The 26,917-nt window shown below is 69.5% G+C and carries 22 protein-coding genes; 12 read left to right on the forward strand and 10 right to left on the reverse strand.

The window, feature by feature from the left end; all coding sequences use genetic code 11:
- Positions 1–274: 274 nt before the first annotated feature.
- From MKK88_RS01490 to MKK88_RS01500, 3 genes are all read right to left on the reverse strand, one after another.
- A complete protein-coding gene (locus MKK88_RS01490; protein WP_243996820.1) occupies positions 275–3,397 on the reverse strand; it encodes an MdtB/MuxB family multidrug efflux RND transporter permease subunit in 3,123 nt (1,040 codons plus the stop codon).
- 283 nt (positions 3,398–3,680) lie between these two features.
- Positions 3,681–5,069, reverse strand: a complete 1,389-nt coding sequence (locus MKK88_RS01495) for an MdtA/MuxA family multidrug efflux RND transporter periplasmic adaptor subunit (protein WP_243996821.1) — start codon at positions 5,067–5,069, stop codon at positions 3,681–3,683.
- A gap of 292 nt (positions 5,070–5,361) precedes the next feature.
- Positions 5,362–5,520 carry a hypothetical protein gene (locus tag MKK88_RS01500; protein WP_243996822.1) on the reverse strand — a complete coding sequence of 53 codons (159 nt, stop codon included), beginning with the start codon at positions 5,518–5,520 and terminating at the stop codon, positions 5,362–5,364.
- A gap of 392 nt (positions 5,521–5,912) precedes the next feature.
- Between MKK88_RS01500 and MKK88_RS01505 the strand changes: the two genes are divergently transcribed.
- The 4 genes from MKK88_RS01505 to MKK88_RS01520 all read left to right on the forward strand — a co-directional run bounded on the left by MKK88_RS01505 (position 5,913) and on the right by MKK88_RS01520 (position 10,025).
- Positions 5,913–7,067 (forward strand): aminotransferase, encoded by a 1,155-nt coding sequence (locus MKK88_RS01505; protein ID WP_243996823.1) that lies wholly within the window; start codon positions 5,913–5,915, stop codon positions 7,065–7,067.
- A gap of 81 nt (positions 7,068–7,148) precedes the next feature.
- Complete coding sequence (locus MKK88_RS01510; RefSeq protein WP_243996824.1) at positions 7,149–7,625, forward strand: DUF4112 domain-containing protein; 477 nt, start codon at positions 7,149–7,151, stop codon at positions 7,623–7,625.
- Between the two features lie 229 nt (positions 7,626–7,854).
- The gene (locus MKK88_RS01515; protein WP_243996825.1) at positions 7,855–9,066 is read left to right on the forward strand and encodes an ABC transporter permease; all 1,212 of its coding nucleotides are present in this window, start codon (positions 7,855–7,857) and stop codon (positions 9,064–9,066) included.
- A 425-nt stretch (positions 9,067–9,491) separates the two neighbouring features.
- Positions 9,492–10,025, forward strand: a complete 534-nt coding sequence (locus MKK88_RS01520) for a MucR family transcriptional regulator (RefSeq protein ID WP_243996826.1) — start codon at positions 9,492–9,494, stop codon at positions 10,023–10,025.
- A gap of 191 nt (positions 10,026–10,216) precedes the next feature.
- Here the strand turns inward: MKK88_RS01520 and MKK88_RS01525 are convergent, their stop codons facing one another.
- Positions 10,217–11,650 (reverse strand): FAD-linked oxidase C-terminal domain-containing protein, encoded by a 1,434-nt coding sequence (locus tag MKK88_RS01525; RefSeq protein ID WP_243996827.1) that lies wholly within the window; start codon positions 11,648–11,650, stop codon positions 10,217–10,219.
- Between the two features lie 178 nt (positions 11,651–11,828).
- Here MKK88_RS01525 and MKK88_RS01530 point away from each other — a divergent pair, with 178 nt between their 5' ends.
- Positions 11,829–12,866, forward strand: coding sequence for an SIS domain-containing protein (locus MKK88_RS01530; RefSeq protein ID WP_243996828.1), 1,038 nt, complete (start codon positions 11,829–11,831; stop codon positions 12,864–12,866).
- An 84-nt stretch (positions 12,867–12,950) separates the two neighbouring features.
- Here the strand turns inward: MKK88_RS01530 and MKK88_RS01535 are convergent, their stop codons facing one another.
- The 3 genes from MKK88_RS01535 to MKK88_RS01545 form a co-directional block, all read right to left on the reverse strand.
- Positions 12,951–13,697 (reverse strand): SHOCT domain-containing protein, encoded by a 747-nt coding sequence (locus MKK88_RS01535; protein ID WP_243996829.1) that lies wholly within the window; start codon positions 13,695–13,697, stop codon positions 12,951–12,953.
- A 156-nt stretch (positions 13,698–13,853) separates the two neighbouring features.
- Positions 13,854–14,453, reverse strand: a complete 600-nt coding sequence (locus MKK88_RS01540; RefSeq protein WP_243996830.1) for a nitroreductase family protein — start codon at positions 14,451–14,453, stop codon at positions 13,854–13,856.
- Positions 14,454–14,542: 89 nt separating this feature from the next.
- On the reverse strand, positions 14,543–15,610 hold the full coding sequence (locus tag MKK88_RS01545; protein ID WP_243996831.1) for a GSCFA domain-containing protein: 1,068 nt from the start codon (positions 15,608–15,610) through the stop codon (positions 14,543–14,545).
- 72 nt (positions 15,611–15,682) lie between these two features.
- On the opposite strand from MKK88_RS01545, the gene MKK88_RS01550 reads away from it, so the two are divergent.
- Positions 15,683–16,744, forward strand: a complete 1,062-nt coding sequence (locus MKK88_RS01550; protein WP_243996832.1) for a WcbI family polysaccharide biosynthesis putative acetyltransferase — start codon at positions 15,683–15,685, stop codon at positions 16,742–16,744.
- Between the two features lie 6 nt (positions 16,745–16,750).
- Here MKK88_RS01550 and MKK88_RS01555 read toward each other — a convergent pair whose 3' ends face one another.
- Complete coding sequence (locus MKK88_RS01555; RefSeq protein WP_243996833.1) at positions 16,751–17,155, reverse strand: response regulator; 405 nt, start codon at positions 17,153–17,155, stop codon at positions 16,751–16,753.
- Positions 17,156–17,518: 363 nt separating this feature from the next.
- Between MKK88_RS01555 and pal the strand changes: the two genes are divergently transcribed.
- Positions 17,519–18,013 carry a peptidoglycan-associated lipoprotein Pal gene (gene pal / locus MKK88_RS01560; RefSeq protein WP_243996834.1) on the forward strand — a complete coding sequence of 165 codons (495 nt, stop codon included), beginning with the start codon at positions 17,519–17,521 and terminating at the stop codon, positions 18,011–18,013.
- 49 nt (positions 18,014–18,062) lie between these two features.
- On the opposite strand, the gene MKK88_RS01565 is transcribed toward pal, so the two are convergent.
- Positions 18,063–19,055, reverse strand: a complete 993-nt coding sequence (locus MKK88_RS01565) for a methyltransferase domain-containing protein (RefSeq protein WP_243996835.1) — start codon at positions 19,053–19,055, stop codon at positions 18,063–18,065.
- Between the two features lie 488 nt (positions 19,056–19,543).
- Between MKK88_RS01565 and ybgF the strand changes: the two genes are divergently transcribed.
- The 5 genes from ybgF (at position 19,544) to glmM (ending at position 26,252) form a co-directional block, all read left to right on the forward strand.
- The gene (gene ybgF / locus MKK88_RS01570; protein WP_243996836.1) at positions 19,544–20,575 is read left to right on the forward strand and encodes a tol-pal system protein YbgF; all 1,032 of its coding nucleotides are present in this window, start codon (positions 19,544–19,546) and stop codon (positions 20,573–20,575) included.
- A gap of 127 nt (positions 20,576–20,702) precedes the next feature.
- Positions 20,703–21,827, forward strand: a complete 1,125-nt coding sequence (gene tilS / locus MKK88_RS01575) for a tRNA lysidine(34) synthetase TilS (protein WP_243996837.1) — start codon at positions 20,703–20,705, stop codon at positions 21,825–21,827.
- Positions 21,828–21,830: 3 nt separating this feature from the next.
- Positions 21,831–23,753, forward strand: a complete 1,923-nt coding sequence (ftsH, locus tag MKK88_RS01580; RefSeq protein ID WP_243996838.1) for an ATP-dependent zinc metalloprotease FtsH — start codon at positions 21,831–21,833, stop codon at positions 23,751–23,753.
- 270 nt (positions 23,754–24,023) lie between these two features.
- On the forward strand, positions 24,024–24,770 hold the full coding sequence (locus tag MKK88_RS01585) for a sulfite exporter TauE/SafE family protein (protein ID WP_243996839.1): 747 nt from the start codon (positions 24,024–24,026) through the stop codon (positions 24,768–24,770).
- Positions 24,771–24,911: 141 nt separating this feature from the next.
- On the forward strand, positions 24,912–26,252 hold the full coding sequence (gene glmM, locus MKK88_RS01590; protein ID WP_243996840.1) for a phosphoglucosamine mutase: 1,341 nt from the start codon (positions 24,912–24,914) through the stop codon (positions 26,250–26,252).
- A gap of 155 nt (positions 26,253–26,407) precedes the next feature.
- Here glmM and MKK88_RS01595 read toward each other — a convergent pair whose 3' ends face one another.
- A complete protein-coding gene (locus MKK88_RS01595) occupies positions 26,408–26,740 on the reverse strand; it encodes an MmcQ/YjbR family DNA-binding protein (protein WP_243996841.1) in 333 nt (110 codons plus the stop codon).
- Positions 26,741–26,917: the final 177 nt, after the last annotated feature.

The raw sequence follows: 26,917 nt of genomic DNA on the forward strand, positions 1-26,917 counted from the left end.
CGGGCTGCTTCTAGCAGGTGGGGATCGGGCTACCCCTGGAGTCGGTCCGTCCCTGAGTACTCTTGCCCTACACGACGCTCTTCCGGTCTCCCGCTGCCAGAAGGCATCCGCGGCCCGCGTGTAGGATCGTCGCTGCTCACGGGCGCAGGCGCGCAGGCGCGGATCGGGCTCGCCGTGGCGTCCGTCGCTCCGCGGTGTCCCTAGGTCGGATCGGCCACACGCCCTCCCTCCCCCGCAGAGGGGGGAGGGGATGAGGCGGCCTCGTCCCGCTCCATCACGGCAACACCTCACCGCCTTCAATCTCCGGGCGCCGCCCGGAAATCCGCCGCTCCAGCCGGTCGAACGCCAGATAGATCACCGGCGTCGTGAACAGCGTCAGCACCTGGCTGACGATCAGGCCGCCCGCGATGCAGATGCCGAGCGGCTGGCGCAGCTCCGAGCCCACCCCCGTACCCAGGATCAGCGGCACCGCGGCGAAGAGCGCCGCCAGCGTCGTCATCAGGATCGGCCGGAAGCGCAGCAGGCAGGCCTGGAAGATCGCCTCCCGGGGGTCGAGCCCGTCCTCACGCTCCGCCTGGAGCGCGAAGTCGATCATCATGATGGCGTTCTTCTTCACGATGCCGATCAGGAGCACGATGCCGATCACCGCGATGATGTCGAGCGACAGCCCGAACAGCATCAGGCCGAGCAGCGCCCCGATCCCCGCCGAGGGCAGGGTCGAGAGGATCGTGATCGGGTGGATGAAGCTCTCGTAGAGCACGCCCAGCACGATGTAGACCGTGACGATCGCCGCCAGCACCAGGAACAGCTCGTTGCTGAGCGCCGCCTGGAAGGCGAAGACCGAGCCCTGTGGCACCACCCGGAACGAGGGCGGCAGGCCGATCTCGGCCTTGGCCTGATCGATCGCCTCCACCGCCTGTCCCAGGGCCGCGCCGGGCGCGAGATTGAACGACACGGTGGTGGCCGGGAACTGGCCGAGATGCGAGATCAGCAGCGGCGCCCGCCGCTCGCTGATCCGTGCCACGGCCGAGAGTGGCACCTGTCCGTTGGTCGCCGTGGACGAGGGCAGATAGATCGAATCGAGGCTGCGGAGCGTCGTGTGCAGCTTCGGGTCGGCCTCCAGGATCACCCGGTACTGGTTGGACTGGGTGAAGATGGTCGAGATGATCCGCTGGCCGAAAGCGTCGTAGAGGGCGTTGTCGATGGTGGCCGGGGTGATGCCGTAGCGGCCGGCGGTCGGCCGGTCGATCGTCACGTAGGCGGCGAGCCCCTGGCCCTGGTGATCGCTGGCGACGTCCATCACCACCGGCGACTTCGCCAGGGCCTCGGTGAAGCGCGGCACCCAGGTCTCGAAATCGTCGATGTTCGGGCTCTCCAGGATGACTTGGTACTGGGTCGCCGAGACCGCGGTGTCGATCGTCAGGTCCTGGACCGGCTGCATGTAGAGCCGCATGCCGGGCTGGTTGGCGGCCGCCGCCGAGATCCGCCGGATGATCGCGCTGGCGGATGCCGTGCGCGCCTCCCGGGGCTTCAGGTTGATCAGCATCCGGCCGGAATTGAGCGTGACGTTCTGGCCGTCGACCCCGATGAACGAGGACAGGTTCGCGACGTCCGGGTCCTTGAGGACGATCTCGGCCATCCGCTGCTGACGCTCGGCCATGGCCCCATACGACACGGATTGGTCGGCCTGCGTGATGCCCTGGATCACGCCGGTATCCTGCACGGGGAAGAAGCCCTTGGGGATCACCACGAACAGGTAGGCGGTGAGCGCCAGTGTGCCGAGCGCCACCAGCAGCGTCAGGCCCTGGTGGTTCAGGACGACCCGCAGCGCCCGGCCGTAGGCCTCGATCGTGCCGTCGATGGCGCGGCGGCCGAGGCGTGAGATCGCGCCCTCCCGGCGGCGGGCCTGGGACTCGGGGGCGTGCTTCAGGAGCCGCGCGCACAGCATCGGCACCAGGGTCAGCGACACCACCGCCGAGATGACGATCGTGGCCGCCAGCGTGATGGCGAATTCGTGGAACAGCCGCCCGACCACGTCGCCCATGAACAGAAGCGGGATCAGCACGGCGATCAGCGAGACGGTGAGCGAGATGATGGTGAAGCCGATCTCGCGGGAGCCCTTGAGCGCCGCCTCCAGGGGCGAATCGCCGGCCTCGACGTGGCGGGCGATGTTCTCGATCACCACGATGGCGTCGTCGACCACGAAGCCGGTCGCGATGGTCAGCGCCATCAACGACAGGTTGTCGAGGGAGAAGCCGTAGAGGTCCATCACCGACAGGGCGCCGACCAGCGACAGGGGCACCGACAGGCTCGGGATCAGGGTCGCCGACAGGCTGCGCAGGAACAGGAAGATCACCAGCACGACGAGCGCGATGGCGAGGCCCAGCTCGAACTGCACGTCCTCCACGGAGGCGCGGATCGTGGTTGTGCGGTCGGTGAGCGGCGCCACCGCCACGGCGGCCGGCAGGCTCGCCTGGAGCTGGGGCAGCAGGGATTTGATCTTGTCGACGGTCGCGATGACGTTGGCGCCGGGCTGGCGCTGGATGTTGAGGATCACCGCCGGCGTCGTGTCGGCCCAGGCGCCGAGCTTGGTGTTCTCCGGCCCCTCGACCACGTCAGCCACCTCCGAGAGCATCACCGGAGCGCCGTTGCGGTAGGCGATGATCGCCGAATTGTAGGCCTTCGGGTCGCGGATCTGGTCGTTGGCGTTGATCGCGTAGGACTGCTTCGGCCCGTCGATCGTGCCCTTCGGCGTGTTGACGTTGAGGTTGGTGATGGTGGTGCGCAGGTCGTCGATGTTGAGCCCGTAGGCGGCGAGCGCCCGGGCGTTGAACCGCACCCGCACGGAGGGCCGCTGGCCGCCCGAGATGCTGACGAGGCCGACACCCGCCACCTGACTGATCTTCTGGGCGAGACGCGACTCGGCGAGGTCGCGCACCTGGGTCAGCGGCAGGGTCTTCGAGGTGAGCGCGAGCGTCAGGACCGGGGCGTCGGCCGGGTTGACCTTGGCGTAGATCGGCGGCGCCGGCAGGTCTGACGGGAGCAAATTACCGGCGGCGTTGATCGCCGCCTGGACCTGCTGCTCGGCGATGTCCAGCGACAGGTCGAGGCTGAACTGCAGGGTGATGACCGAGGCGCCCGCCGAGGATTGCGAGGTCATCTGGTTGAGGTTGGCGAGCTGGCCGAACTGCCGCTCCAGGGGCGCCGTCACCGAGGAGGTCATCACCTCGGGGCTGGCGCCGGGATAGAAGGTCTGGATCTGGATCGTCGGGTAATCGACCGCCGGCAGCGCCGAGACCGGCAGTTTCAGGTACGACACGCCGCCGACGATCAGGATCGCCAGCATCAACAGCGTCGTGGCGACCGGGCGCAGGATGAAGAGGCGGGACGGGTTCATGGCAGAAGCCCGCTGTCCGTCCCCACCCGGGAGGAGATCGCGCGGCCAGGCGCTGGGATCGCGAGCGACGAATTTCCCATCCTCGCCCTCATCCTGAGGCGCCGGAGCGCAGCGGAGGCCTCGAAGGAGTCCTCCAGCCAGCCGCGCGATCCCTGGAGCTCTCCTTCAAGGCTGCTACGCAGCACCTCAGGATGAGGGCGCGATTGGGACTGACCTCCCGAAACCTTCCAAGGTCCGCAAAGGGGGAAGAGGAGGCCGCGCGTCTCGCGCGCCAAGCCCGCGCTCACTGCGCCTGACGGCGCCGGTGCCGACGACCGCCCTCCGCTGTCCCTTGTGAATCCGCCGCGGTCTCGGTGGGTGCGCCCGACTTCACCTCACCCTTGCCGTCCGGCTTCGCCTCGGCGGCCTTGCCCGTATCCGCCTGCGCGCCCTCGGTGATGCGCACCGGCGCGCCGTCCTTCAGCCGGTCAGTGCCGTCGGTCACGACGCGGTCGCCCGGGTTCAGCCCCGAGGCCACCACGCTGTTGGTCCCGTCGGTCTCGCCGGTCTTGATCGGCCGGACCGTGACCTTGTTGTCCCCGTCCATCAGGTAGACGTAGGTGCCGGGCGTGCCCTGGAGCAGGGCGGCGTTCGGCACCAGCGTCGCGCCCCGCACCGTGTCGACGGTCAGCTTGGCGTTGACGAACTGGTTCGGAAACAACTCCTCGTCGGCGTTATCGAACAGGGCGCGCAGCTTCACGGTGCCGGTGGTCGTGTCGATCTGGTTGTCGACCGTATCGAGCCGGCCGGTGGCGATCTCGTGGGCGTCGCCGCGGTCGTAGGCCCGCACGGTGAGCTTCGCGCCCGCCCGCACCTGCCGCATCACCCGCGCCACGTCGTCCTCCGGCAGGGTGAACACCACCGAGATCGGGTGCAGCTGGGTCACCACCACGATCGCCGTCGAGGCGGCCGAGATGTAGTTGCCCTGATCGACCTGCCGCAGGCCGACCCGGCCGTCCACCGGCGAGACGATGTGCGTGTAGGTGATGTTGAGCTTCTGCTGGTCGACCAGCGCCTGGTCGGCCGCCACCGTGCCCTCGTTCTGCTTCACGAGCGCGGCCTGCGTGTCGACGTTCTGCTTGGAGATCGAATCCTGGCGGTTCAGCGTCTGGTAGCGCTGGAGATCGAGCTTCGAGTTCTGGAGGAGCGCCTGATCGCGGGCGAGCTGGCCCTGGTACTGGGCGAGCAGGGCCTCGTAGGGTCGGGAATCGATCCGGGCGAGCTCGTCGCCCGCCTTGACGTTCTGACCTTCCTGGAACTGCACCTGAGTCAGGTAGCCGCTGATCTGCGACTTCACCGTCACGGTGGCGAGCGGCGTCACCGTGCCGAGCCCTTGGAGGATCACCGGCATGTCGCCGGTCGTCACGCTGGCGATGCCCACCGCCTGCGGCATGTCGGCGCCGCCGTGCCGGCCGCCGCGACCGCCGCCCTTGTGGGCCGTCGCGGGCTCCGCGCCCTTGTCGGTCCGCGCCTCGTACCAGCGGTGGCCGATCGCCCCGGCGCCCGCGAGCAGCGCCAGGATCACGAGCCAGCGGATCGGCCGGAACCGCCGCGTCCGGACCTCGCGCGCGGGCGCCTCGCCGGGCTGGTAGGCGCGGGCCGTGTCGGTCCGGATCGGTGAACTCTCGTTCATGACTGACTCATATCTGACCGGAGCCAAGGCCCATCCCATCTGTGAGGATGGATGAGCTTGGCCCCGCGTGTCCAAACCCCAGTGCCGGCCCCCGCGACGCTGATCCCGGAGGCTGGGTCTGAGATCGAGGCCGTCTCGTATCGCCGGGTGGCGGAAACGATCCCCGGCGCTGAGCCTAAGCCCATAATGTTATCTGGGGCCTGTACGGCCCCTGACCGCGGCGACATCTTCGCCGCCCAGGCGATGATTGAACGGTGCCCGCCCAATGCGCCGTCACTAGGGCGACGAGGTTTCAGTCGTGTTGCTGGTGGTCCTGCTGCGGGACCGCGTAGGCGCGCAGGACCGCCTGGAACGCCCCGTCCACCTGGGTGACCGGCAGGGCGCACCGAAGGGTCACGCCGAGACCCGCGATCAGCAGGGCGAGGAGGAGACAGCGTGCGACCGGCTGCATCGTCGGTTCCGAACGGTCGCTGGCCATCATGGCTCCACGCGGCGACCGCGACATCAGCCCGTCCATCGTCATACGCGATCAGGAATGGTCGAACGGAGAGCCTAACCCCAGAACGCCGAAAGGGCCACCGACCCGCAAGTCGATGGCCCTTCCTGAGGACCGGAGCGACATCCTGCTGACCGGGCGAGGGGGCGAAGCCCTGCCGGCAGGAATGCCGTTCCAGCCGTGAGGAGAACCTACGATACGAGTGATGAAAGTCAACATTCGTCAGCGATGCGGTTCCGGCGCCGCGATGCGTCTGTGCGAAGGCGCACATTCCGCATTCTGCCGACCCCATGCTACAGGCTGCCCATGCTGAGCCTGTTCCGGCCCGACCTTCCGTTCCGCCCCGCATGAACCCGGTCTTCGCGACGCTGCCCACGACGGTGTTCGAGACGATGTCGCGGCTCGCCCGGACCCACGGCGCGATCAATCTCGGCCAGGGGTTCCCCGACGATCCGGGACCCGCCGATATCCGTCAGCACGGCGCCCGGGCCCTGGTCGAGGGCTGGAACCAGTATCCGCCGATGATGGGTGTGCCGGCCCTGCGCGCGGCCGTGGCGACCCATTACGCGGCGCATCAGGGGCTCACCCTCGATCCGGAGACCGAGGTGATGGTCACCTCCGGCGCCACCGAGGCCCTGGCCGGGGCGCTGCTCGCCCTGATCGAGCCCGGCGACGAGGTCGTGCTGTTCGCCCCCCTCTATGACGCCTACCTGCCGCTGGTCCGGCGCGCCGGGGGCGTGCCGCGGGTCGTCACCCTGACGCCGCCGGCCTTCCACCTCGACGAAGCCGCCCTGGCGGCGGCCTTCAGCGAACGCACCAAGGTCGTGGTGCTCAACAACCCGCTCAACCCCAGCGCCACCCTGTTCGGGCCGGACGACCTCGCGCTGCTCGCCCGCTTCTGCTGCCGCTACGACGTGACCGCGCTCTGCGACGAAGTCTGGGAGCACGTGGTCTTCGACGGGGCACGCCACGTCCCGCTCATGGCGCTGCCCGGGATGCGCGAGCGGACCGTGAAGATCGGCTCGGCGGGCAAGATCTTCTCGCTCACCGGCTGGAAGGTCGGCTTCGTGATGGCCGATGCCCGGCTGATGCAGGGGCTCGCCAAGGCGCACCAGTTCCTCACCTTCACCACGCCGCCGAATCTTCAGGAAGCGGTGGCCTATGGCCTCGCCAAGCCGCCGGACTGGTTCGACGCCATGCGGGCCGGCTATGCCCGGTCCCGGGACCGGCTCTCCGACGGCCTGCGGGCGCTGGGCTTTCCCGTCCTGCCGGGCCAAGCGACGTGGTTCCTCAACATCGACATCGCGGGCCTCGATCTGGGGGATGACGTGGCGTTCTGCGAGGCGCTCGTCACCCGCCACGGCGTCGCGGCGATCCCGGTGAGCGCCTTCTATCCGGATGCCTCCGTGCGGAGCCTCGTGCGCCTCTGCTTCGCCAAGGAGGACGCCACCCTGGATGCCGCCCTCGACCGGATGAGCGGTCTCGCCCGGAAGGCCGCATGAGCCGCGCGCGCCCTGTCCTTGCGGGGATCCGACCGGGGGGCCACATCGTTGAACGCGATGGCTTCCCCACGGACCGCAACCATGGATTTCACCCAGGCCCCCCCGGCCGGGCGCTTCGCCCGGGCCGAAACCACATCCGGCGGCCGACCGCCGTTCCTGTCGGCGGATCTCGGCCGCGAGGCGAGCCTCGCCCGGCTGGAGACGCTGGCCCATCTGATGGACACGGCGTTCATCATCCCGGGCATCAACCGGCGGGTCGGGTTCGACGCGCTGATCGGCCTCGTGCCGGTGATCGGCGACGTCGCCGGCATGGTGATCTCGTCCTTCATCGTCTACGAGGCCAAGCGCCTCGGGGCGCCGCGCTGGCTGGTGGCCCGGATGGGGCTCAACGTGGCCTTCGACGGGCTGCTGGGCGCGGTACCGATCGCCGGCGACCTGTTCGACGCCGCCTTCAAGGCCAACCGCCGCAACGTCCGGCTGCTGCGCCACTGGATGGAGCGCAGCGGCGGCCTGCGCCCCGGCGAGATCGAGGGAACCGCGACCCGGCTCGACGGCTGAACGTCTCAGCGCTCTCAGACCTCGGCGTTCTCCCTCCCCCCGCTGCGGGGGAAGGTAGCCTGCGCAGCAAGGGGGGAGAGGGGCTGCGCGACGGTTCAGGCCATGAATCCGGTCGCGCCTCCTTGGGAAGCGGCGCCCCCCTCTCCCGACCCGGCCCGACGGCCGGGCCATCCGCCCGCGCAGCAGGGGAAGGGCGTGCGCGCTCTGCCAGGTTCGGGAGCCTCCCGCGATGAACGAAGTCGCCCGCCCCGACGGGGGCATGGCCGTGCCCGCCCCGATGCCGGGCGCCCAGCCCATCGTCCTGCGGCCGGATGAAGGCGCTCCCCCGCCGCCGGCCCCGGCGGGACGGCGCGGCCTGTCGCCGATCAATCGGCGGCGGCTGAAGAATTTCCGCCGCAATCGCCTCGGTTCCGCGTCATTCCTGATCTTCACGGTCCTGTTCGTCGCCAGCCTGTTCGCCGAGTTCATCGCCAACGACCGGCCGATCGTCCTGTCCTACAAGGGCGAGTGGCTGGTGCCGGTGCTGGTCGATTACCCGGAGGAGAAGTTCGGCGGGTTCCTCGCGCAGACCGATTACCGCTCCCCCGAAATCCGCAAGGAAATCGCTGCGAACGGCTGGGCCCTTTGGCCGCCGATTCCGTTCTCCTACGACACGATCAACGAGGATCTGCCGACCCCCTCGCCATCGCCGCCGACCTGGATGCTCACGGACGCGCAGTGCAAGCCGGTCGCTGAGAAACTCGGAGGCGCGACCTGTTCGGACATCCCCTGGCACTGGCTCGGCACCGACAACACCACCCGCGACGTCCTGGCCCGGGTGATCTACGGCTTCCGGATCTCGGTGCTGTTCGGCCTGATCCTGGCGGCTGTCTCCTCCGTCATCGGCGTGGTGGCGGGGGCCGTGCAGGGCTATTTCGGCGGCTGGGTCGATCTCGCCTTCCAGCGCTTCATCGAGGTCTGGGGCGGGATCCCGACCCTCTACCTGATCATCATCATCTCGGCCTTCATCGCCCCGGGCTTCTTCGTGCTGCTCGGGATCATGCTGCTGTTCTCCTGGGTGGCGCTGGTGAGCGTCGTGCGCGCCGAGTTCCTGCGCGCCCGGAACTTCGAATATGTCCGCGCCGCCCGGGCGCTGGGTCTGTCGAATATTCGCATCATGACGGTGCACCTGCTGCCGAACGCCATGGTGGCGACACTGACCTTCCTGCCGTTCATCCTGAACGGATCGATCACGACACTGACCTCCCTGGACTTCCTGGGCTTCGGTCTGCCACCGGGCTCGCCCTCGCTCGGGGAACTCCTTGCCCAGGGCAAGGACAACCTCACGGCGCCCTGGCTCGGGCTCACGGGCTTTCTGGTGATCGCCGTGATGCTGAGCCTGCTCGTCTTCGCCGGCGAAGCCGTGCGCGACGCCTTCGACCCGCGCAAGACCTTCGCGTGACCGCGACTTGAGGTTAGCGATTCGCGAATCAGCCGGCGCTCCGAGGGTGCCGAATGTCGCAGGTGCGCCCAGGCCTCACGAAATCTTGCACGAAGCCCGCGGATGTTTCGCGCAGACCGATTAAACCGATCGCAGGACCGCCTGACACTGGGGCGTCCCCCTGAAGGTAAAGGTCTCTCCCGTCAACGAAAACTTGCTTTGGGGATCCGCGCAGCATTCACCCGTCGCACCTCGGTAAAGCCGCCGGGAAATGCCTTTTCAATGTCGTGAATGCAACTACACCCTGTAGGGATGGACCTGGGATGCAAACTTAGACTTTTGTCCAGACACAGTCCGATATAGGGACGACCTTGCTTTTTTCAGGCAGTGTCTTAACTCGCGAAAAGAGGGGACCCAACCAGGTTTCTAAATCAAGGAAAGAGAGAATGTCTGACGCTGTGCCGACATCCCAACTGGATTACATCGAACGGACCGTGGACGTCGTCGCGGCCTACGTTTCCAACAACTCACTGCCCTCGGCCGAATTGCCCAGCCTGATCGCCAGCATCCACAGCGCGTTGAATTCGATCGCGTCCGGCCCGGCCGCTCCGGTCGCCGACACGGTCGAGCGTCCGAGCCCGGCCCAGATCCGCAAGTCGATCCGGCCGGACGGGCTGATCAGCTTCATCGACGGCAAGTCGTACAAGACGCTGAAGCGCCACCTCACCAAGCACGGCCTGGACCCGCAGAGCTACCGCGAGCGGTTCGGTCTGCCGTCCGATTACCCGACCACGTCGGCGAATTACTCGGCGCAGCGCTCGGCCCTGGCCAAGAGCCTCGGCCTCGGTCAGCCCGGCCGTGGCCAGCAGGCCGACCAGGACAACGAGCCGGCGGACGATACGGTCGCCGCTTCGCAAGGTCGGCGCCGGGGTGCGGCTGCCGGGGGGCGCGGCCGCGGCCGCAAGGTCGAAGCCGCCTGAGACGCCCTCTCAGAGCCCCCTGAACCGGAGCGCGCGGATCGTTCACGTCGGGGTTTCGGAAAGGTCGAGACCTTTCGTGGATCCAGGGCAGCGCCCTGGAAACCATCCCAGATCTAGAGGTCTCAGGGCCAGAGGTCTCAGGGCCTTGCCCTGAGAACCCGCCCAAGGGCGGAGCCCTACGGAAACCCGGATCAGGCCGCGAGCCGGCCCTCCAGCGGGAAGACCTTGGCGGGGTTCAGCATCCAGTCCGGATCGAACACCGCCTTGACCCGCATCTGCTGCTCGAGATCGACCTGATCGTACTGGAAGCGCATCAGCTCGCGCTTCTCGATGCCGACCCCGTGCTCGCCGGTCAGGCAGCCGCCGACCTCGACGCAGAGCTTCAGGATCTCGTCGCCCGCCGCCTCGGCCTTCTGCAACTCGCCGGGCCGGTTGATGTCGAACAGGATCAGCGGGTGCAGGTTGCCGTCGCCGGCGTGGAACACGTTGGCGACGCGCAGGCCCTTCTCGGCGCAGATCGACCCGATCCGCTCCAGCACCGGCCCGAGCTGGCCGGTCGGGATCGTGCCGTCCATGCAGATGTAGTCGGAGATCCGGCCCGTCGCGCCGAAGGCCGATTTGCGGCCCTTCCAGATCGCGGCGGATTCGGCCTCCGAGCGCGAGACCCGGACGCTCGTCGGGCGAAAGTCCTTGGCGATCGTCTCGATCCGCGCCAGCATCGCGTCGCACTCGGCATCCGAGCCCTCGACCTCGATGATCAGCATCGCCTCGGCGTCGCGCGGGTAGCCGGCCTGGGCGAAATCCTCGGTGATCAGGATCGCCTCGCGGTCCATGTACTCGATCGCCACCGGGATGATCCCGGCCGCGATGATCGCGGCGACGCAATCGCCCGCATCCTCGACCTTCGAGAAGCCGATCAGCACCGGCCGCGCCCCTTCGGCCGCGCGCAGGATCCGGACGGTCGCCTCGGTGACGATGCCGAGCTGGCCCTCCGAACCGCAGACGAGGCCGAGCAGGTCGTAGCCGCCGCTGTCGAGGTGCTGGCCGCCGATCTCGACCACGGTGCCGTCGTTGAGCACCAGGGTGACGCCGAGCAGGTTGTTGGTGGTCACGCCGTATTTCAGGCAATGCGCGCCGCCGGAATTCATCGCAATATTGCCCGCGATGGTGCAGGCGAGCTGGCTCGACGGGTCGGGGGCGTAGAAGAAGCCCTCGTGGGCAACCGCCCCCGAGATCGCGAGATTGGTGATGCCGCTCTGCACCCGGGCGGTGCGGTTGGCGAAGTCCATGTCGAGGACCCGGGTCATCTTGCCGACGCCCAGGATGATCGCGTCGGCCTGCGCGATGGCGCCGCCCGCGAGCGAGGTGCCGGCGCCCCGAGGCACGACCCGCACGCCGTTGGCGTGGCAATACGCCATCACGGCGGCGACCTCGGCGGTGGTGGAGGGCAGAACCACGGCGAGCGGCATCTGCCGGTAGGCGGTGAGCCCGTCGGTCTCGAAGGCCCGGCGCTCATCCTCGCTCACCACCAGCGCCTCCGGCGCCACCAGGGGCGCGAGGCCGGCCAGGATCGCCTCGCGCCGGGCGAGGATGGCGGGATCGGGATCGGGGAAGCGGATCGACATGGGGCTCGAGCCCTCGTTCTCGGGTGGCGTGGCGTGAGCATGGACCCGTGTGGACGCCGCTTCAACTGGCGTGCGGCACTGCGTCGTCCGCGCGTCACATTTCAACCACGACCCCTGCCTAGCGTCGGCCTTGACGCTTCGCATCGCCGACCCGGCCCCCGGGTCCAGAACGGAACCGATGAACGCTCCCGCCTCCAGCGCCCTGCGCGATGATCGCCACGACGACCGCTACGACGCGCCGTCGCCGCATCTGGCCACCACCCGGGATCTCGGGATCCGCAGCTTGCAGCTTGGCATCGCCGCCCTCCAGGAGGCGAGTGCGGCGTTCCAGGGGCGCCTCGGCGTGGCCTTCGAGGAGGCGGTTCAGACCATCCTGCAGAGCAAGGGCCGGGTGATCGTCAGCGGCATCGGCAAGAGCGGCCATGTCGGGCGCAAGATCGCCGCGACGTTGGCCTCCACCGGCACCCATGCGTTCTTCGTCCACCCGACCGAGGCGAGCCACGGCGACCTCGGCATGATCGCCCGGGACGACGTGATCATCGCGTTGTCGTGGTCGGGCGAGACCGCGGAACTCTCCGACCTCGTGGGCTTCAGCCGCCGCTTCTCGATCCCGCTGGTCGCCATCACCCGCAACGGCGAGAGCACGCTCGGCCGGGCCGCCGACGTGCTGCTGGAACTGCCCCGGGTGCGGGAATCCTGCCCGCACGACCTCGCGCCGACCTCCTCCAGCCTGATCCAGCTGGCCCTCGGCGACGCGCTGGCGGTGGCGCTGCTGGAGCGGCGCGGCTTCACCTCGGCGCGCTTCCACACGCTCCATCCCGGCGGGACGCTCGCCGCCCGCCTCAAGACCGTGCAGCAGGTGATGCACGGGCCGCAGGATATGCCGCTCGTTCACGAATCCGCGCTGATGTCCGAGGTGCTGATCGAGATCGCGGCCCGGCGCTACGGCTGCGTCGGCGTCACCGACGGCGCGGGGCGCCTCGTCGGCATCGTCACGGACGGCGATCTGCGCCGTCACATGGGCCCGGCACTCCTCGACACGCCGGTCTCCACGATCATGACCCGCGATCCGGTCACCGTAGAGCCGCACAAGCTCGCCCAGGCCGCCCTGGAGCTGATGAACCGGCGGCTCATCACGGCCATCTTCGCGGTTACGGACGGGCGGCCGGTGGGCATCGTCCACGTCCACGACTTGCTGCGCGCCGGCATCGCCTGATCGGCCAAGACTCAGCCGCGGCGACCCGCCAAAGGACCTTGCCCTTCGGAATCCGGATCACGGAGCGCGCAGTCAGGACACGCCCTAGAGCCGTGCCAGCAGCTCCGCCTTCTTGTCGGAGAACTCCTGGTTGGTGAGCACGCCCCGGGCGTGGAGATCGGCCAGCCGTTCAATGGTCGCGAGCACATCGCCGGGCGGTGCCGGGGCCGGGGTCGGGGCCTGCGCGGGATCCGATTGCCGCGGGGCGGCCGCCTCCGCCTCGATGCGGCGCAGCCGGGCGAGGTCGACGGCCCCCGCCGGCCCGGTGAAGCCGAGGCTGCCATTCGACTGCGAGACACCCGTGATGCGGTGCTCGGCCGTATCGTAGACCGCCACGCCGGACCCCGACTCGACGGCGAGCCGCTGGCGGTTCGGAAAATAGGCGTAGCGCATCCCGTTCTGCGAGCCGGTGCTGGCGGGCGCTCCGAGGTCCGCCGGCCACCATTCGCCGCCCCCGCGTTGCGCGGCGGGGGCCGCCTCGGCAAAACCGCTCGCCGGCAGTGACGCGGCGAGTTCGGTGCAGAGGGCGTCGACCCGCGCCTTCAGCCCGTCGTCGAACATCCGGCCGACCATCACCATGCCGCCCGAGAACCACTGGCCCATCCCTCCGAGATCGGGATGGTCGAACTGCGCCATGGTGCCGTGGCCACGCTCCAGCGCCCGCACGAGGTGGCGCACCGCGTCGAGGCCGACACCGTGGCGGTCGGCGATGCTCTGAAGCCCCGAAGCATGGTCGAACCGGCCATCATCGAGGAATGCGGCGGCCGCAGCGTCCCTGTCGGAAGAACTCATGAGCCAGCTCCCGAATCGTCGCAGGGCGGACAGGGTAAGTCCGGGTCCGGCGCTGCGCCCACCCGGAACGCGTTTTCGAGGCGGCGAGCGCCGGAGCTGTGACGGCTTTGCGATGCGGACACAATTCGCGGTCGAAGCCGCCGGTTCCGATTCGCCTCAGTCGGTGGCGGCCGGGAATGGGCCCGCGATGGTGAAGTCGGTGATCGACCGGCGGCCGTTTGGCATCTCCCGCGGCCGCTGCTCCTCGGTGAGGTCCGCCTCGGGGGTCTTGCGGCCGACCGCGAAGGCGGCCTCGATCCGGTGGTTCTCGGGCAGGCGCAGCACCTCGGGGGCGCGGACATGGTCGAAGCCCACCATGCCGTGGGCGTGCCAGCCCTGGTGGATCGCCTGGAGCTGGAACGCCAGGGAGGCGGTGCCGGCATCGAAGGAGTGGCTGTAGGACGGCTTCAGCTCGTCGCCGACCTTCATGAAGCCGTTCGAGACCAGGAACACGATCGCCCCTGTGCCGGAGACCCATTTCTGGTTGCCGGGTACCAGCAGGCCGAAGAACGTCTCCCAATGCGCATCGTCCCGCAGCGCGTAGAGGAAGCGCCAGGGCTGCGAGTTGTAGGCCGAGGGCGACCAGCGCGCCGCCTCGATCATCCGCATCAACTCGGATTCGGGCACGGCCTCGCCCGTGAAGGCGCGGGGCGAGTGCCGCTTCACGAAGACTGGATCGATGTCGTGGTCGGCATGGCGGGGCGGGGGCAGGCTCAAGGGATTCGTCTCCGGAGGGGCAGGGCGCCCGGGTGGCCGAGCTTGCCCGAAACGCCCGCCCGGAGGCAAACCCCGGACCTACGCCGCGTTCACGCCACGCTGCGCTCGATCTCCTCCTCGTCGCAGATCACGCCGGCATTGCCCTCGAACTCCGCCGCGAGGTCGACAGGGGCATGAGTCGGGGCCGGGGAGACCCGATCGCGCGCAAAAGTCGCCAGGAACAGGCGCATGACGTGGCGCACGCCCGCGTCGTTGATGGTGCGCTGATCCTCGTTGTAGTAGCGCCCGGCATTCACGTTGCTCGTGACGATGTCGTAGGCGGGGAAGTAGACCGCCCGCGGGTCGCCCCGGCCCACCACCTCGCCGGCCGCCACCCGCAGCACCGACTTGGAGTAGCTGTTCGACTCCATCACGTGCCGGTCCATGTAGGTGGCGATCATCGGCACCGGCGAGACCGTGAAGATCACCCGCGCCTTCGGGTTCACGCTCCAGAGCCGGTCGAGGAAACCGTTGAGGTCGCCGAGCACCTCGCCCGCGCCCGCGTTGACGCACTCGTAGAGCGCGGGGTCGAAGGTCCCGCCCGCAACGCCCGGAGCCAGCGGCAGCGCCGCCCCGTCGGCCCGCCAGCGCCAGCCCTCCGTCAGGCCGAGCGTCAGTACGAACACGTCGAGCGTCTCGAACAGGCGGCGCACCTCGGCGAGATGCGCGTCGCGGGCGGCGATTACCTCGGCCTCGCTGGCAAAGCCCGCCGGCTCGACCGTGGGGCGGAACGGGTCGACGTAGCGGCCGTCGTCGCGCAGCCACGCCTTCAGCTCCGGCTCGAACTTGCCGTAGGCCCGGTCGAAGAGCTGCACGAACTGGCGCGTGTAGTAGAGATTGCCGTACCGCGCCGAGAACGTGCCGAACTGGCGGGCATTGGCCTCCTCGGCGCTCATGCCGGGGGGCGGCGGCTCGGTCAGGTAGTAGTTGAAGCCGGCGCCGCGCACCGCCTCGGCCACCCGCTGGGCGAAGCAGGAGCCGCCGGTGGCGACCTTGTCGGTCGGCGCGATCACGAACGTGTCCTTCGGGTGCGGATTGACCGCGAAGGGCGGCACGTTGGTCACGACCTTGCGCCAGAATCGCTCGGCCGGTAGACCCGTATACGGATTCAACGCCATCTTCGAACCCTCTTCCTCACGACGGCGACGGCCCTCGGGACCGCTGACCCGTCCGCTGACACGGCACGCGACGTGGCCCTGAACGACCTGCCCCGGCGCGCCCGCAGCGCGTTCACCCTGCCGACGCCCAGTTGGGCCCCCAGTTGGCCCCCCACCTGGGCGACACCATGGCGGAACCGCGCCCGCGCCGCTACGGGCCGCGACGGGCCGAGCCTCGCGGTCCTGGGCAATTGCCAGGCCCGGGGCGTCGCCCGGGCGATGCGCCTGCTCGCGCCGAAGAGCCCGGTCCGCTACCTGCCCATGGGCTCGCTGAAGCGCGACCACGGCCATATCGACGGCCTGATCCGGACCCTGCGGGCCCATGACCACGTCTTCTCGCAAAGCTTCCCGTCCGGGCTGATCCCGGGGGGCGACGCTGCCACGCTGCGGGCCGCCGATCCCCGGCTCAGGCTGTTTCCCTCGATCGTGTTCTCGGCCTTCCACCCCGACATGGTCTATGCCGGACAGGCCTCGGACCTCGCCGCGCTGAAGCTCGCGCCGTCGCCGATGGGGCAGTACCATTCGGCGATCGTGCTGATTGCCCACCGGCTCGGGCTCGCGCCTGACCACACCGCCGGCCTGTTCCGCGAGGATGTCTTCCGGCGCCTGGGCTATCTCGATCATTGGGATCCGGCCGTGCGCGAGCTCGTCGGCTCGGCCGAGGCCCTGGGCTTCGGCCTGGAGCGCGAGCTGACCCGCTGGGCGCGCCGGGGCGCCTTCATGCACCTGATGAACCACCCGAAGGCGCATGTCGTGGGTGACATCGCCCGGCGCCTGCTCGTGGAGAGCGGGATCACCCCGGAGCCGGTGGCGATCGAGGATTACCTCGGCGACGAGCTGACCCAGGACGTGATCTGGCCGATCTACCCGGCCATTGCCGAGCAGTTCGGGGTCACCGGATCGTACCTGTTCAAGGCGAAGGCGGCGAAGTCTAGGGCTCCCGGCGACGACGTCCCGGTGCTCTACGACCTGCCGGGCTTCATCGCGGCGAGCTTTTCGATCTACGACGCCCTGCCGACCGGCGACCTTACCTGCCCGCGGGTGGAGGCCTGGCTCGCCGCGCCGGAGATCGTGGCCCTGTTCCGGGCCGGCTGAGCCCGTTCAGCCGGCGGCGCAGAGCGGGGAACCGAGGGTCGTTTCGCCGAGCCCCTCGACCATCGTCCGCACCAGCCGGTTGACCTCCTGCACCTGGAACGGCTTGCGCAGGAACAGGCTGCCGGGCACGCCGCTGCGGCCCATCGTGTCGGTCGAGGTGTAGACCACCGGCCGGTCGGGATGGAGCGCCCGGAAGGCGTGGGCGACCGTCCAGCCGTCGATCAGCCCGGGCAGATGGATGTCGGTGAACAGCCAGTCGATGGCCGCGCCGCGCGCGCGCAGAAGCGTCAGCGCCGCCTCGCCCGTGGAGGCCTCGTGCACCCGGATGCCGTGCGTCTCGCACAGGCTCGCGATGATCTCGAGGAGCAGATAGCTGTCCTCGACGATGAGGACGCTCTGGGCGGGGCGCATGGCGGGATGTCCGGTGTTCGGCCCGCCGATTAGGGGCGTGATAGGGTTGATGATCCCTTAATCGATCCCGCCGGTCCGTTACCGGACGCTGCGAATGCCGGGCGCTGCTGTGGCCGCGCCGCAACCGTGCCGCGTGAAATCGCCCGTTCGGCCCCACCGCCCCGCAGCCGCCGCATTCGGGGCGCGTCCCGGGTGCGTCACCGCACGCCGCCGAACGATGCGGGCCATCACCACCCGCCCTCGTCGTCCGGCGGAACTGTCGCTTAACCATCCGCGCCTAAACACGGCGCTCAAGGACTACGCGGACCCGCCTCGAAGACCCGCAGCCGGCCTTCGGCACCGCTCGAGGAGCTTTTTCTGATCATGACGCAGCGTTTTCGTGCCGCCGCCCTCGGCCTCGCCCTCGTCGCCGGCCTTGGCCTCGGCGCCTGCAGCAACGACAAGGACCTCGCCGACGCCTCCGCGTTCGGCGCCGGCGCCGCGACCCCGGGCAGCGCGCAGGACTTCGTCGTCAACATCGGCGACCGGGTCTTCTTCGAGTCGGATTCCACCGACCTGACGCCCACCGCGACCGCGACCCTCGACAAGCAGGCCGCGTGGCTCCAGCGCTATCCGCGCTACACCTTCATCATCGAGGGCCATGCCGACGAGCGCGGCACCCGCGAGTACAACTTCTCCCTCGGCGCCCGCCGGGCCCAGTCGGTGAACGACTACCTCGCCACCCGCGGCATCGCGGCGAGCCGGATGCGCACCGTGTCGTACGGCAAGGAGCGGCCGGTGGCGGTGTGCAACGACATCTCCTGCTGGTCGCAGAACCGCCGGGCGGTGATCGTGCTGGACCGCGGCGCCGGAGCGTAACGCCCTCCACAACCCCCGCCTCTGCACGGGATCGGAGGCCTGGGGCCGCTCACGCGGGTGAGCGGGGACCCCGGAATCCGGCAGATGCGGCGGCCAGGGAAGTCCCGGCCGAGAACCAGCGCTGCAACCGAGAGCGTTGCCGGGGCGGCGTTGGATCCGAGGCAGGCAGGGGCGGGGGCACGTAAAGCGGGCTGTCCGCGATCTGCCGCGTCTGATCGGCCAGTTCGATCAGGATCCGGCTCATGAGCGCGCGCCGCCGTGCCTGAATCGCGTCCGGATCGACCGCCTCCCGCCCGGGACGGAGCCGGACGAGGAATTCGGTGGCCGGCATCGCGACAAGGCTTTCGATCTCCAGATCGAGGAACGCGAGGGCGCCGAGTTCGAGCATCATCAGCTCGAAGCTTGCCGGCACGAACACCCAATTGTGCGCGTCGATGTAATCGGGGACGCCGCTGTAGCGGAGCATCTGCCACGCGATCTCGACACCGTGGAGGAGTTCGGCCGGCTGGATGTCGCCCTCGAACCAGCCCGGGCAGCCGCCCTTGGTCGCCATCCGCAGGGCGTAGTCGAGGTGCGTGCGCGTGTCGTGCCGGTCGCGTCTGTCCTCGTAGGCCACGATCGCGTCGGCCGTGGTCGAGGGGTTTCGGTAGAAGTCGAAGCACTTGCGCTTGTCGGGGACCGCGAGGCGGAGGCTGCCCTCCGGCCGGAGCAGGGTGCGCGCACCCTGAAGGAACCGGATCACGTCGGTCGTGTGCTCGATGACGTGGCTCGCGATCACGGCGTCGAACGTGCCGTGGTGCTCGGCCGGAACGGCGTCGATCATCGATCCGCCGTGCCAGACGAAATCGACCTCCTCGATCTGAGCGGTATCGACCCAGGAATCGGCTGCGTATTTGGCGACCAGATCCGCCCGGGTGGCGTGATCGAGGCTGAAGCTGTTCCAGCCCGCGCTGCGCGGCACCAGCGGATTGTGGGCCGGCCCGATCTCGATGACCTTGCTGGTCTTCGTCAGGCCGTCCAGGAGTTGCTGATTGCGATCCATCAGCGCCATCGCCGCTGCAGAAGCACACTGACCCACGCGAGGCGCGGGTGATCGGCCCTGCGACCGAACCCGCGGGCTCTGCGCGTCACGCGGGCAGGTCTGGTCGGCGGGCTCTTCACATCGACACGCTTCGTGGGGCCAGGCGCGGGGCCGGCCTCATATCGAGCGAAGGTATCGTGGAGCTTGCCGAGCAGATAAGATATTCGATATCTTTATAGATTTGCTTCAAGACGATTCTTCAACATGAAGGACACTGCAGTCTCAAGAAATTCTGGAAAAACCGTAAGATTTCTCTCGAAGATCAGCCAGCGCCTCAGCGATACAGAATCTGAAATCGGGGGCGGGGAGTTCGGCAGGACCGAGAGCCTGATGACGGCGGGCCTCCGGTCTCCTCTGAGCGTCGCGACAGGGCTGAGCCCCGCCCCAGTTTTGCCGCGGACCGGCGCATCTGTTAGGGCCACGCGCCGCCATCGGACCGCAGCCACCCCATGCTCGCCCGCCTTCGCACCCGTCTCGCCCTCGCCACCGCCCTCGGCACCGTGCTCCTCGGCCACCCGGCCGCCGCGCAGGACGCCTCCGAGCTGGTCGTGCGCCTCGGGCGCATCGAGAACCAGTCCCGCGTGATGGCGGGGCAGATCGAGACCCTCCAGTACGAGAACCGCCAGCTCAAGGAGCAGCTGCGCAAGTTCCAGGAGGACGTCGAGTTCCGCCTGAACGAGGGCAAGGGGGAGGGGAAGGGCGGCGGAAAGCCAGCCCCCGCAGCCGCCCCGTCCTCGGGGCCGGGCGGCACCGTCAACGGCGTCAATCCGGGTTCCGGGCGGCCGGGCAAGCGCGGCGACGCGTTCGATCCGTCGCAGGCCCCCGGCGCGCCGGGCGCGCCGATGCAGCTCGGCAGCACCCAGCCCTCCGTGCCCCTGCCGCCCCGGGAGGCCGCCCCGCCCCGCGAGGCTTTCGAGGCGACCGAAGCCGCGCCGCGGCCGCAGCGCCTGCCGCAAGGGGCCATCGAGGGCGAGGACGAGGACGCCGAGGCGGCCGCCCCCGGCTACGACCAGCCGGTGGACCTGCGCCCGCCGGCCCGCACGGGGGCGATCCCGGCCCGCCCCTCGGAGAGCGTCGCCGCCACCCGGACGGGCGATCCGGCCGCCGATTACGAGGCCGCGGTCGAGCTGTACCGCGGCAAGCAGTACGAGCAGGCCGAGATGGGCCTGCGCCAGTTCATCCAGTCGCATCCCCGCGACAACCGCGTCGCCGGCGCCACCTACTGGCTCGGCGAGAGCTACCTGGCCCGCGGCCGCAACCGCGAGGCCGCCGAGCAATTCCTGAAGGTCTCGACCGACTACGCCCGCTCGAGCCAGGCCCCCGATGCCATGCTGAAGCTTGGCGTCACGCTCGCCGCCCTCGGCGCCCGCGAGCAGGCCTGCGCGACGCTCGCCGAACTGGACCGGAAATTCCCGAATGCGGGCGCGGGGATCCGCCAGGGCGTCGTGCGCGAGCTGAAGCGCGCCCGCTGCGGCGCCTGAGCAATCCGGCTTCCCGGGGGACTCAGCCCTTCGGCCGGGTGTCCGGGCGGGGCCGGACAGCGGGCTTTGCCCGAACCCATCAGGGCTCCGCCCTGAACCTGCACAAGGTCACGGACCTTTTGAATCCATGACTGGCCGTGCGGACGATCCCGTTCTTCAGGCCCTCGAACCGTGGCTCGGGGGCGATGTCCTGCTCGCCGTCTCGGGGGGGGCCGATTCGCGCGCGCTGATGCATGCTGCCGCTGCGCTAGGAGCGCGCGTGCGGGTTGCCACCGTCGATCACGGCCTGCGGCCGGACGCGCGCGCGGAGGCCGAAGGCGTCGCCGCCGCCGCCCGGGCGCTCGGCCTGCCGCATGCGATCCTCGCCTGGGCGGGCGCGAAGCCCGGCACCGGCCTCCAGGCGGCGGCCCGGGCCGCCCGCTACCGGCTGCTCGCCGCCCATGCCGCCGCGATCGGTGCCGAACGCGTTCTCACCGGTCATACCCTGGACGACCAAGCCGAGACCGTGCTGATGCGGCTCGCCGCCGGCAGCGGTCCCGCCGGGCTCGCCGGCATGCACGCCGCCCGGCCGCTCGCTCCGGGAATCGGTCTGGGGCGGCCCTTTCTCGCCCTGCCCAAGGCCGCGCTGGTCGCGTGGTGCGAAGCCCGCGGCATCCCCTACCTGCGCGATCCCGGCAACGCCGATCCGCGCTTCGCCCGCGGCCGCCTGCGCGCGGCCTGGCCGATCCTGGAGCGCGAGGGGCTGACCCCCGGCCGCCTCGCCCGCCTTGCCCAGCGTGCCGCCCGTGACGAGGCGGCTTTGCGCGCCGCCGCCGGCCAGGCCCTCGACGCCGCGCGGCTCCCGGCGGCGGACGGCACCCTGCGCCTCGACGGAACCGTCCTGGCGGCCCTGCCGGAGGCGATCGCCCTGCGCTGCCTCGACAGCGCCCTGACCCGGGCAGGTGCGGCGCCTCGCCGGCTCGAACGGCTCGAAGCCCTGGTTCTCGAAGCGCTGTTGCCGGCCCTGCGGCGTCGGGCGGCGATCCGGCGTAGCCTCGCGGGATTCCTGATCGCCACGGACACCGCCGGCTTGGTGAGCCTCGACCCCGCGCCACCCCGCCGGGTGAGGGCGAAGAGTGCTGCCCTCGCCGCAGGGGGGTCGCCATTACTTGGCAAGGGAGAGCCCCCCGCCTACATTGGCGAGGTGTGCACGGATGGACCGGCCAAGCCGGGCGAGGCGTCCGTCCCGGGGGTCGCACACGCCAAGGATTGATCGATGAACCCGAATTTTCGCAACTTTGCCTTGTGGGTCGTCATCTTCCTGCTTGTGCTGGCCCTCGTCACCCTGTTCCAGAATCCGGGGCACCGGGGCGGCGGCAGCGAGATCGCCTACAGCCAGCTCCTGAACGATGCCGATGCCGGCAAGATCCAGTCGGTGGTGATCTCCGGGCAGGACGTGTCGGGCACCTACGTGGGCGGCGGCAACTTCTCGTCCTATGCGCCGAACGATCCGGGCCTGGTCTCCAAGCTCCAGGGCAAGGGCGTGCAGATCACCGCACGGCCCCCGTCCGACAACACCCCCTGGTTCATCCAGCTCCTCGTGAGCTGGCTGCCGATTCTCGTCTTCATCGGCGCCTGGATCTTCCTGTCGCGCCAGATGCAATCCGGCGCCGGCCGCGCCATGGGGTTCGGCAAGTCGAAGGCGAAGCTGCTGAACGAGGCCCATGGCCGCGTGTCGTTCGACGACGTGGCGGGCGTCGAGGAGGCCAAGGAGGATCTCCAGGAGATCGTGGAGTTCCTGCGCGATCCGCAGAAGTTTCAGCGGCTCGGCGGCCGGATCCCGCGCGGCGTGCTGCTCGTCGGCCCGCCCGGCACCGGTAAGACCCTGATCGCCCGGGCGGTCGCGGGCGAGGCCAACGTGCCGTTCTTCACCATCTCGGGCTCCGACTTCGTGGAGATGTTCGTGGGCGTCGGCGCCAGCCGCGTGCGCGACATGTTCGAGCAGGCCAAGAAGAATGCGCCCTGCATCATCTTCATCGACGAGATCGACGCGGTCGGCCGCCACCGCGGCGCCGGCCTCGGCGGCGGCAACGACGAGCGCGAGCAGACCCTGAACCAGCTCCTCGTGGAGATGGACGGGTTCGAGGCCAACGAGGGCGTCATCATCATCGCGGCGACCAACCGCCCCGACGTGCTCGACCCGGCCCTGCTGCGTCCCGGTCGCTTCGACCGTCAGATCATGGTGCCGAACCCGGACGTCACGGGTCGCGAGCGCATCCTGCGGGTCCACGTCCGCAAGGTGCCGCTGGCTCCGGATGTCGACCTGAAGACCATCGCGCGCGGCACCCCGGGCTTCTCGGGCGCCGACCTGATGAACCTCGTCAACGAATCGGCCCTGCTGGCGGCCCGTCGCGGCAAGCGCATCGTGACGATGCACGAGTTCGAGGACGCCAAGGACAAGGTCATGATGGGCGCCGAGCGGCGTACCCTGGTGATGACCGAGGACGAGAAGCGGCTCACCGCCTATCACGAGGGCGGCCACGCCATCGTGGCGCTGAACGTCCCGGCGACCGACCCGGTGCACAAGGCGACCATCATCCCGCGCGGCCGGGCGCTCGGCATGGTCATGCAGCTTCCGGAGCGCGACAAGCTCTCGATGAGCTTCGAGCAGATGACCTCCCGGCTGGCGATCATGATGGGCGGGCGCATCGCCGAGGAGATGATCTTCGGCCAGGACAAGGTGACTTCGGGCGCCCAGTCGGACATCGAGCAGGCGACCCGGCTCGCCAAGATGATGGTGACCCGCTGGGGCTTCAGCCCCGAACTCGGCACCGTTGCGTACGGCGACAACAACGACGAGGTCTTCCTCGGCATGTCGATGGGCCGGCAGCAATCGGTCTCCGAATCGACCGCCCAGAAGATCGACGCCGAGGTGCGCCGCCTCGTGGAGACCGGCCTGGAGGAGGCGCGCCGCATCCTGGCCGAACGCAAGGACGATCTGGAGGCCCTGGCGCAGGGGCTCCTCGAATACGAGACCCTCTCGGGCGAGGAGATCCGCAACCTGATCAAGGGCCAGCCCCCGATCCGCGACGGCGGCGACGTGCCGCCGACCCCGGCCCGGGGCTCCTCGGTCCCCTCGGCCGGCCGCGGTCGCCCGAAGGAGAACGACGGTGGGCTGGAGCCGCAGCCGCAGGCCTAAGCCTCGCCGCTTGGAGGAACGTAGAGGGCGCCGCGAGGCGCCCTTTTTCGTGCCGGATAGCGGGGTGGACCCGGCGCGCGTCTTCCTCTCACCTCCGCGGGGGGAGGGCGATACAGGTCCGCCGGGCTCGATTCCCAGGTGACAAACCAATCTCGCTGTCGGCAAATGGCTGCATCGGCTTGGTCGCAGGACTCCGCGCCGTCCGACTCCGCGCCATCCGGCGAATCGGAAAACACAGGGTCTCACTCCACAAGGCGCAGCCCACCCGCCATGCCGGTCTCGACCTACCTCGTCGTCGCCCTCGGCGCGGTCGTCGCCGGCTTCGTGCAGGGTCTCTCGGGCTTCGCCTTCGGGCTCGTCTCCCTGTCGTTCTGGGCCTGGGTGCTCGATCCGAAGCTCGCCGCCTTCCTGGCGGTGTCCGGGGCCTTCACGGGTCAGGTCGTCGCCGTCCTCTCGGTGCGGCGCGGCTTCGATCTCAAGCGGCTGGCGCCCTTCGTGCTCGGCGGCCTCGCCGGCATCCCCCTCGGCCTCCTCCTGCTGCCGCGGCTCGACGCCGACTGGTTCAAGGTGATCCTCGGAGTGCTGCTGCTCGTCTGGTGTCCGGCGATGCTGCTCGCGAGAAACCTGCCCCGCGTCACCGTGGGCGGCCGGTTCGCCGACGCGCTGGTCGGCCTCGGCGGCGGCCTGATGGGCGCGCTCGGCGGGTTCACGGGGGTGCTGCCGACCCTCTGGTGCACCCTGCGCCGCTACGAGCGCGACGTGCAGCGCGCCGTGATCCAGAACTTCAACCTCGCCATGCTCAGCGTCACGGTCGTCACCTATGTCGCCTCCGGTCTCGTCACCCGGGCGATGCTGCCGATGCTGGCCGTGGTGCTGCCGGCCATGCTGATCCCGACACTGCTCGGCGCGCGGATCTATCTCGGCATCAGCGAGGCGGCGTTTCGCACCCTGGTTCTGAGCCTTCTGACGCTCTCGGGCCTTGTCCTGGTCGGTGCATCGCTGCCGCGGATCCTGTAAGGTCTGTCAGGGCCTTGGCCCCATTTCGACCGCCTTTGTCGGGAAGCACCCCTCTAACGCCGCCGGCCGATCGGCATCCGGCGTAAACGATTGTCTGCTAAGCCTTGTTCGGCAGTGAGACCGGACCCCGGAGACGACCTCGTGCGCAAGTATTTCGGAACCGACGGGATCCGCGGCCGCGCCAACGGCGTGATCACCCCCGAACTCGCCCTCAAGGTGGGTCAGGCGGCGGGCCTCGTGTTTCAGCGCGGCGACCACCGCCACCGGGTGGTGATCGGCAAGGATACGCGCCTGTCCGGCTACATGATCGAGACCGCCCTGATCTCGGGCTTCACCTCGGTCGGGATGGACGTGCTGCAGCTCGGCCCGGTGCCGACGCCGGCCGTCGCCATGCTGACCCGCTCGATGCGGGCCGATCTCGGCGTGATGATCTCGGCCTCGCACAACCCGTTCGAGGACAACGGCATCAAGCTGTTCGGGCCCGACGGGTTCAAGCTCAACGACGCGATCGAGCGCGAGATCGAAGTTCTGATCGACGCTGACATGCACAAGCGCCTGTCCGGCTCCAACGATCTCGGACGGGCCAAGCGGATCGAGAGCGTGCATGCCCGCTACATCGAGTTCGCCAAGCGCACCCTGCCGCGGCAGGTGACCCTGGAGGGTCTACGGGTCGTCGTCGACTGCGCCAACGGAGCCGCCTACCGGGTCGCCCCCGAGACCCTGTGGGAACTCGGCGCCGAGGTGATCGCGATCGGCACCGAGCCGGACGGGTTCAACATCAACCGGGACGTCGGCTCGACCGCCCCGGCCGCGCTGGTCGCCAAGGTGCGCGAGCGCCGGGCCGATATCGGCATCGCGCTGGACGGCGATGCCGACCGGGTTCTGATCGTCGACGAGAAGGGGCAGGTGGTCGACGGCGACCAGCTCATGGCGGTGGTCGCCCGCTCCTGGAAGGAGGACGAGCGCCTGACCCAGCCGGGGGTCGTGGCCACGATCATGTCGAATCTCGGCCTGGAGCGCTATCTCGGCGGCCTCGGGCTGACGCTCGCCCGCACCGCCGTGGGCGACCGCTACGTCCTCGAGCATATGCGCGAGCACGGCTACAACCTCGGTGGCGAGCAATCCGGCCACATCATCATGTCGGATTACACCACCACCGGGGACGGCCTCGTGGCGGCGCTCCAGCTCCTGAGCGTGGTGCAGCGCCAGAACCGGCCGGTGAGCGAAGTCTGTCACTGCTTCGATCCGCTGCCGCAGATCCTCAAGAACGTGCGCTACAAGGCCGGCGAGCCGCTCCGCCAGGACAGCGTCGTGAGTGCGATCGAGCACGCCCGCGAGCGGCTCGGCAATGCCGGCCGCCTCGTGATCCGTCCCTCCGGCACCGAGCCGGTAATCCGCGTGATGGCCGAGGGCGACGACCGCGGCCTCGTCAACGACGTCGTCGACGAGGTGGTCGACGCCGTGACCCGCGCCGCGGCCTGAGGCCGGGGTTTCCAGAGGGCTCAGCCCTTTGGCGAGGTTCGGGGGCGGAGCCCCCGAGACCCGGGCTTTGCCCGACACCGGACAACGTCCGGCACCAGGGCGCTGCCCTGGACCCGCACAAGGTCTCGGACCTTCTGAAACCGGGGCTTGGGTGCTCAGTCGTAGGCGGCGCTCAAGTCCGGCGGCGCCGTCATCCGCCACGCCGCCAGGAGCGCGGTGCGGAGCGTCTCCTCCTCGCACAGGTCGAGATCGAGGTTGGTCCAGCCCCGGCGGCCCCAGGCCCCGTCGAGGGGCGTGAACAGGTCCGGCTCAGCCTCGCACAGGGCGGCCTGATCGTCGGGCGCGAGCCGCAGGACCACCCGCGCCTCTTCGACCCATAGGGTCGCGAAGACCCGGCCGCCGACGCGGAAATCCGGATTGCCGCTATGGGCGCCCGCCACCGCCTCGGGCAGCAGCAGCGCCAGGATGCGCACGTCTTCCGGGAGCATCGGCGTCTCAGCCTGCTTGGCCCGGCCGAGGCCGGTTCCGTTGTGAGGAGCGCGGCGGAGAGCTCATGCGGATGACCTCACGTGCACAATGATCCTGAGGGCGCGATGGTGCATGACGTCGGACACACACCAATATTTGAGGAACGGTGGTCTGCGTAGAAGGGTCGAAAACAGGCA

The organism is Methylobacterium sp. E-005 (assembly GCF_022829725.1).
In the GTDB taxonomy this organism is placed as follows: Bacteria; Pseudomonadota; Alphaproteobacteria; order Rhizobiales; family Beijerinckiaceae; genus Methylobacterium.

What these genes read in the sequence shown, in the direction of transcription:
- MKK88_RS01555 (WP_243996833.1), bottom strand. Translation starts at nt 17,155, where the DNA reads ATGCGCCCCGCCCAGAGCGTCCTCATCGTCGAGGACAGCTATCTGCTC.
- MKK88_RS01520 (WP_243996826.1), top strand. Translation starts at nt 9,492, where the DNA reads ATGTCTGACGCTGTGCCGACATCCCAACTGGATTACATCGAACGGACC.
- MKK88_RS01535 (WP_243996829.1), bottom strand. Translation starts at nt 13,697, where the DNA reads ATGAGTTCTTCCGACAGGGACGCTGCGGCCGCCGCATTCCTCGATGAT.
- MKK88_RS01525 (WP_243996827.1), bottom strand. Translation starts at nt 11,650, where the DNA reads ATGTCGATCCGCTTCCCCGATCCCGATCCCGCCATCCTCGCCCGGCGC.
- tilS (WP_243996837.1), top strand. Translation starts at nt 20,703, where the DNA reads ATGACTGGCCGTGCGGACGATCCCGTTCTTCAGGCCCTCGAACCGTGG.
- ftsH (WP_243996838.1), top strand. Translation starts at nt 21,831, where the DNA reads ATGAACCCGAATTTTCGCAACTTTGCCTTGTGGGTCGTCATCTTCCTG.
- MKK88_RS01490 (WP_243996820.1), bottom strand. Translation starts at nt 3,397, where the DNA reads ATGAACCCGTCCCGCCTCTTCATCCTGCGCCCGGTCGCCACGACGCTG.
- MKK88_RS01545 (WP_243996831.1), bottom strand. Translation starts at nt 15,610, where the DNA reads ATGGCGTTGAATCCGTATACGGGTCTACCGGCCGAGCGATTCTGGCGC.
- ybgF (WP_243996836.1), top strand. Translation starts at nt 19,544, where the DNA reads ATGCTCGCCCGCCTTCGCACCCGTCTCGCCCTCGCCACCGCCCTCGGC.
- MKK88_RS01495 (WP_243996821.1), bottom strand. Translation starts at nt 5,069, where the DNA reads ATGAACGAGAGTTCACCGATCCGGACCGACACGGCCCGCGCCTACCAG.
- MKK88_RS01595 (WP_243996841.1), bottom strand. Translation starts at nt 26,740, where the DNA reads ATGCTCCCGGAAGACGTGCGCATCCTGGCGCTGCTGCTGCCCGAGGCG.
- MKK88_RS01510 (WP_243996824.1), top strand. Translation starts at nt 7,149, where the DNA reads ATGGATTTCACCCAGGCCCCCCCGGCCGGGCGCTTCGCCCGGGCCGAA.
- MKK88_RS01505 (WP_243996823.1), top strand. Translation starts at nt 5,913, where the DNA reads ATGAACCCGGTCTTCGCGACGCTGCCCACGACGGTGTTCGAGACGATG.
- pal (WP_243996834.1), top strand. Translation starts at nt 17,519, where the DNA reads ATGACGCAGCGTTTTCGTGCCGCCGCCCTCGGCCTCGCCCTCGTCGCC.
- MKK88_RS01515 (WP_243996825.1), top strand. Translation starts at nt 7,855, where the DNA reads ATGAACGAAGTCGCCCGCCCCGACGGGGGCATGGCCGTGCCCGCCCCG.
- MKK88_RS01565 (WP_243996835.1), bottom strand. Translation starts at nt 19,055, where the DNA reads ATGGATCGCAATCAGCAACTCCTGGACGGCCTGACGAAGACCAGCAAG.
- MKK88_RS01500 (WP_243996822.1), bottom strand. Translation starts at nt 5,520, where the DNA reads ATGCAGCCGGTCGCACGCTGTCTCCTCCTCGCCCTGCTGATCGCGGGT.
- MKK88_RS01530 (WP_243996828.1), top strand. Translation starts at nt 11,829, where the DNA reads ATGAACGCTCCCGCCTCCAGCGCCCTGCGCGATGATCGCCACGACGAC.
- MKK88_RS01585 (WP_243996839.1), top strand. Translation starts at nt 24,024, where the DNA reads ATGCCGGTCTCGACCTACCTCGTCGTCGCCCTCGGCGCGGTCGTCGCC.